4 protein-coding genes are annotated in these 5,888 nt (G+C 62.1%); 3 read left to right on the forward strand and 1 reads right to left on the reverse strand.

Features of this window, described 5'->3' with window-relative positions; translation table 11 throughout:
• A partial coding sequence (locus P1S46_10325; protein ID MDF1536874.1) for a hypothetical protein occupies positions 1-185 on the reverse strand: 185 nt, incomplete at its 3' end.
• A gap of 72 nt (positions 186-257) precedes the next feature.
• Here P1S46_10325 and P1S46_10330 point away from each other — a divergent pair.
• From P1S46_10330 to P1S46_10340, 3 genes are all read left to right on the forward strand, one after another.
• The gene (locus tag P1S46_10330) at positions 258-1,388 is read left to right on the forward strand and encodes an efflux RND transporter periplasmic adaptor subunit (GenBank protein MDF1536875.1); all 1,131 of its coding nucleotides are present in this window, start codon (positions 258-260) and stop codon (positions 1,386-1,388) included.
• Between the two features lies 1 nt (position 1,389).
• On the forward strand, positions 1,390-4,602 hold the full coding sequence (locus tag P1S46_10335; GenBank protein ID MDF1536876.1) for an efflux RND transporter permease subunit: 3,213 nt from the start codon (positions 1,390-1,392) through the stop codon (positions 4,600-4,602).
• A gap of 94 nt (positions 4,603-4,696) precedes the next feature.
• Positions 4,697-5,809 carry a DUF2183 domain-containing protein gene (locus tag P1S46_10340; GenBank protein ID MDF1536877.1) on the forward strand — a complete coding sequence of 371 codons (1,113 nt, stop codon included), beginning with the start codon at positions 4,697-4,699 and terminating at the stop codon, positions 5,807-5,809.
• Positions 5,810-5,888 lie beyond the last annotated feature (79 nt).

Genomic DNA, 5,888 nt, shown 5'->3' on the forward strand with positions numbered 1-5,888 from the left:
TGATCCGTGAGGGAAGGGAAAATGACACTTTTCCCTTCCCGTCGAGCGGAAAGTCCCGCCAGGACTTTCTGCGACCCTGCCAGTTGATGGCTTGTCAAGAGGCCATCAACGCGCCCCGAGCGGGGCGCCCGGATCGATGACCGGCACTGATAGTCATTGATCCGTGAGGGAAGGGAAAATGACACTTTTCCCTTCCCGTCGAGCGGAAAGTCCCGCCAGGACTTTCTGCGACCCTGCCAATAGTTAAGGAGAAAACGATGTCAGCGAGGAAGATGTTACTTTTTGGCGCTATTGCCGGGGCCCTGATGCTGGGGGCCTGTTCCCCCGATCAGGAAGCCCGACCCGTTGTGCGCCCGGAGGTCTCCGGCGTGGAATTGGGAAAGGTCATCAGGACAACCGTTCCAGAGAGCTTCGAAACCACGGGGACCGTGGTTTCAAGGACCTCGAGTACGGTCTCGAGCCGCATCATGGGCGCCGTGACCTCCCTCGCCGTCAACGAGGGAGACCGGGTACGCGCGGGGCAGGTCCTGTTGACCATCGACGACAGGGACCTCAGGGAAAAGGTGCGTGCGGCAGAGGAAGCCTACAACGAGGCGGTTCATGCCCTGGCGTCGGCCCGCGGGCAGGAGGACCTGGCCGTCAAGACCTACGAGCGGTACCGGACGCTTCAGGACGAAAAAGCCATCACCACCCAGGAACTCGACAATGTGTTCACCCAGGCAGAGCAGGCCAAACATGGTGTCGAGCAGGCAGAGGCCATGGTCAAGAGGGCCGGGGCCGCAAGGGACGAGGCGAAGATCTTTCTGGGTTTTTCCACGGTGGCCTCCCCCATCGACGGCATCGTCACAAGCAAGATGACCAACGTGGGCAGCATGGCTTCGCCCGGCGTTCCCCTCCTTCAGCTGGAGGACAGGGATTCGCGCCTTGTCCAGGCCGGGTTCGAGGAGAGGATGCTCGAGGCGGTCATGGAGGGGATGGAAGTCAGGGTGCGCGTCCCGTCAAACGCAGTGGAAACGATGGGAAAGATCGTCGAGGTGGTCCCCACCGTGGATCCCCGCACAAGGACCTTCCTCGTCAAGATCGAGGTCCCAGGGCTTGACCTGAGAAGCGGCCAGTACGGGACGGTGAGGTTCGAGTCCGGTGTGAGGGACCTGCTCCTCGTGCCCGCTTCGGCTGTCGTGTCGCGCGGGCAGCTCACGGGGGTGTTCCTTGTGAACGCGGACAGCCACGTGATCTACAGACTCATCAGGGCAGGCCGGCCTTACGGGGAGATGGTGGAAGTTCTCTCGGGACTCGCGGCCGGGGACACCATCGTCGTCGGGAACCTGGACCGCGCAGTGGACGGCGGCGTCCTGGTCCGGCCCGGTTCCCCGGAGGGAGAGAACTGACATGGAAGCCATCGGCCTTTCCGGAAGGATCGCGAGAGCTTTCCTGACCTCCAAGCTGACGCCCATTATCGTCATCACCGCCCTCCTCCTGGGGGTGATGGCCGTGAGCGTCATCCCAAGGGAAGAGGAGCCCCAGATCGTTGTGCCCATGGTGGACGTTTTCGTGGGCTTCCCCGGGGCGACTCCCGAGGAGGTTGAACAGCGGGTCACCCGCCCCCTGGAACGGCTCCTGTGGGAGGTCAAGGGGGTGGAGTTCGTCTACTCCATAGCCCAGCCCGGCCAGAACCTGACCATCGTGCGCTTCAAGGTCGGCGAGGACATGGAAAAAAGCCTGGTCAACCTCTATACCAAGCTCATGCCCAACTACGGCCGCATTCCAGGGGGCATAACGGAACCGGTCATCCGGCCCAAGAGCATTGACGACGTCCCGAGCCTCGTCCTCACTCTGTGGTCGGAGGTGTATTCCGGGTACCAGCTCAGGCGCGTCGCCGAGGAACTGCGCGGCAACCTCAAGCAGGACCAGGATGTCTCCGAGGTCGAGCTTACCGGCGGCCAGCGCCGGCAGGTACGCGTCACTCTCGAGCCTGGCAGGCTGAACGCGTTCAACCAGTCCCCAATGCTCATCATGGGAGCGCTGAGCCAGTCCAACACGTTGATCCCCTCCGGGGACTTCCAGTCCGGCAACGTGGAATATCTCGTGGAAACCGGCGGTTTTCTCACCAGCGCCGAGGAGGTGGGCAGCGTCGTGGTGGGCCAGTGGGCCGGGCGCCCCGTCTACCTGAGGGACCTGGCCAGGATCACCGACGGGCCCGAAGAACCGGCGGAGTATGTTTTCATGGGGCAGGGCCCCGCGTCGATGGAGGAGTCCTCCCTGGTCAGGGCGGGGCAGTTCGAGGCCGTTACCGTGGCGGTGTCCAAGAAAAAGGGAACCAACGCGACGCTCCTTTCGAGACGCCTCCTGGACAAGGTCGAAGGTCTCAGGAGCACCGTGCTCCCCTCCGAAGTCAGGATGACGGTGACCCGGAACTACGGTGAGACGGCCAAGGAGAAATCCGACGAACTCCTCGAGCATATGCTCATCGCCACCGTTTCTGTGATCGTCCTCATGGCCCTCTTCCTGGGGCTGCGTGAGGCTGTGGTCGTTGCCGTGGCGGTGCCGGTGACCCTGGCGCTGACCATTTTCGTCAACTACCTCTTCGGCTACACCCTCAACCGGGTGACCCTTTTCGCCCTCATCTTCTCCATCGGGATCCTCGTGGACGACGCCATCGTGGTGGTGGAGAACATCCACCGACATTTTAAAAAATCGGGGGCCGGCGACCTCAGGGCCATCTGCGCCGTGGACGAGGTGGGCAACCCCACCATCCTGGCTACTTTCACGGTCATCGCCGCCCTTCTACCCATGGCCTTCGTCTCCGGCCTCATGGGCCCTTACATGCGACCCATCCCGGTGGGGGCCTCCGTGGCCATGCTCTTCTCCCTTCTGGTAGCCTTCACTGTCAGCCCCTGGCTCAGCTTCAAGGTCCTGTCGGGATCGAGGAACGGGGGAGGTCACGAGGAGGGAACAAGCCGCCTGGACCGCCTGTACGAAAAGATCCTGCGGCCCCTGGTGAAGAAGCGGAGCCTGCGCCTTTCAGCCCTGGCCGTCGTGGTCCTTCTCCTTTGCGCGTCGGTGGCTCTCGTGCCCATGAAAAAGGTGACCATGAAGATGCTGCCCTTCGACAACAAGAGCGAGCTGCAGGTCATCATCGACATGCCCGAGGGGACCACCCTGGAACAGACGGCGGCCGTTACGAGACAGATGTCCGAGTACCTCAAGACCGTCCCGGAGGTCCGCGATTACCAGTCCTACGTGGGGGCCGCGTCCCCTTACAACTTCAACGGCCTCGTCAGGCACTACTACCTCAGGCGGGGCGGCAACGTGGCCGACATCCAGGTGAACTTCGTGGAGAAGGGGGAGCGGAGTTCCCAGAGCCACGACCTCGCCAAACGCCTGCGGCCGGAACTCACCCGCATCGGCCTGGAGAACGGCGCCAGGATCAAGGTGGCCGAGATCCCCCCCGGCCCCCCCGTGCTCAGCACCCTGGTGGCGGAGATCTACGGCCCCGACGGTGAACGGCAGATCGAGATCGCCGGCCAGGTGAAGGATATCTTCAAACAGACCCCGGGCGTGGTGGATGTGGACTGGTACGTTGAAGATCCGCAGCCGAGGCTGGTCTTCGAGGTGGACAAGGAAAAGGCCGCCCTTTCCGGTGTGGCGACGGACGACATCTCCCGGACCCTGCGCATGGCCCTCACCGGAATGAGCGCCGGCCTTCTGCACCTTCCCGAGGAGAAGGAGCCCGTGGAAATTTTCCTCAGGATGCCCCTTGCGGACCGCTCGGACGCCGACATTCTCAAGAGCCTCAAGGTGCCGTCCAGAACCGGTTCCCTTGTTTCCATAGGTGAGCTGATCAGGGTCGTAAAAACGTTCCAGAACCGGGCCATCTACCACAAGAACCTCAAGCGGGTGACCTACGTGACGGGGGATGTGGCCGGCACCCAGGAAAGCCCGGTGTACGCCATCCTCAACATGAAGGACCGTGTCGCGGACATCAGCCTTCCGGAAGGGTACGAGCTGGAGCAGTACTACTCGAAGGCCCCCTCCCTGGAGGACCGCTATACCCTGAAGTGGGACGGCGAGTGGCAGATCACCTACGAGGTGTTCCGGGACCTGGGGATCGCCTTCAGCGCCGTCCTGATCCTCATCTATATCCTGGTCGTGGCCTGGTTCCGCAGCTTCATCACCCCTGTGATCATCATGCTCCCCATCCCGTTGACCCTGGTAGGCATCCTTCCCGCCCACTGGCTCATGGGGACCTTCTTCACGGCCACCTCCATGATCGGGTTCATCGCCCTGGCGGGGATCGTGGTGCGAAACTCCATCCTCCTGGTCGACTTTATCCAGATGGAGGAAAGGTCGGAAGGGGGACTTGGTGAAGCGGTGATCAAGGCCGGCGCCGTGCGGTCGAGGCCCATCATCCTCACCGCCGCCGCCGTCATGGTGGGCTCTGTCGTGATGTATTTCGACCCCATCTTCCAGGGGCTTGCCATCGCCATGATGTCCGGGGCCATGGCCTCGACGATCCTGACCCTGGTGGCCGTCCCCCTGGCCTACTACGAGATATTCAGGGGGCGGGAAAGCACGGAGGCCGGCGAAGACGAGCCGGAATAAGGTGCGCCGGGAAACGGGTGTGCATGTGTACGGCTTTTCAGGTACGATACTTTCTTATCGGCGGTATTGGCGGCAAGTGATAAAGGAGGGGCTCTTGATTCTCCATGGATCCGGACGCTTTCATCGCATTCTGCTCACAGGGCTGCTCCTGGCGGCACCGGGTATTCTCCTTGCGGCCGCCCCCGCTCCGGCATCGGAACTGAAGGCTGACGAGGAGATCGTTTTCTTCCCCACTGCGGCCCATCTCGACGTGGAAAGGGGCAGATGGGTCGTCCCTGTCCACGGCTGGGTGTTCGAGCCCGAGGAGGGGTCCATCTGGAGGTCCGCACTGGTGGGTGAGCTTCTCCAATGGCTGGAGCTTGGCGATGATCCGGTTGACGAGGAAATCTTCCGAGGCAGAGCCCGCCTTTTCCTGGTGGACAACGAGCGCGGCAAGAGCTTCGCTCTTCGGGCGGCGGGTCTCGCTTTCAGAACCCTCCCATCCGGTCCGGAGGGCCATTTCGGGAAGACGGTGGAGGTAGACCGGGACCTTGCGGAAAGCCACCGGGAAGGGGACTGGCTTCCTTTCCAGGTCGACACAGGGACCACCGGCGGCCGGAAGCGCGGCGGGAGGGTCCAGCTGATCCCTCCCGGCGGGCTGTCCGTGATATCGGATATCGATGACACGATCAAGGTTAGCAACGTCCTGGACAAGGAAGAACTGCTGGCCAATACGTTCCTGAAGGAGTACCGGCCGGTTCCGGGGATGGCGGAAGCCTACCGTGCATGGGAAAAGGAGGGGGCGGTCTTTCACTACGTGTCCGCCTCTCCGTGGCAGCTTTACCTTCCTCTCGCCGGGTTCATGTCCAGCGAGGGGTTCCCCCCCGGAGCGTTTACCCTGAGGAGCTTCAGGATAAAGGACAGGACCTTTTTCAACCTCTTCGCCTCGCCGATGGAGACGAAGGTCCCCGTCATCGGATCCATCATGTCCCGCTATCCCGGCAGAAAGTTCATCCTTGTTGGGGATGCGGGTGAGAAAGACCCCGAGGTGTACGGTGAGATTGCCAGGACCCATGCGGACCAGGTAGCCCGCATCCTTATCCGGGACGTTCCGGGTGGTGACGTGTCGAAAAAACGGATGGAGGCAGCTTTCAAGGAGGTCGACGCGGACCGCTGGAAGGTGTTCAGGGATGCCGGGGAGTTGCCGGCGATCTTAAGCGGTTTATAACTTACTAGCAGCGTGTCGGAAAACCCTGACACGCTGCGTAAAAGTTTGTCGGAACGACTTTTCTAATGCTTTTTGCCTT

It is taken from the genome of bacterium (assembly GCA_029210545.1).
Taxonomy (GTDB): domain Bacteria; phylum BMS3Abin14; class BMS3Abin14; order BMS3Abin14; family BMS3Abin14; genus JARGFV01.

What these genes read in the sequence shown, in the direction of transcription:
- P1S46_10335 (MDF1536876.1), top strand. Translation starts at nt 1,390, where the DNA reads ATGGAAGCCATCGGCCTTTCCGGAAGGATCGCGAGAGCTTTCCTGACC.
- P1S46_10330 (MDF1536875.1), top strand. Translation starts at nt 258, where the DNA reads ATGTCAGCGAGGAAGATGTTACTTTTTGGCGCTATTGCCGGGGCCCTG.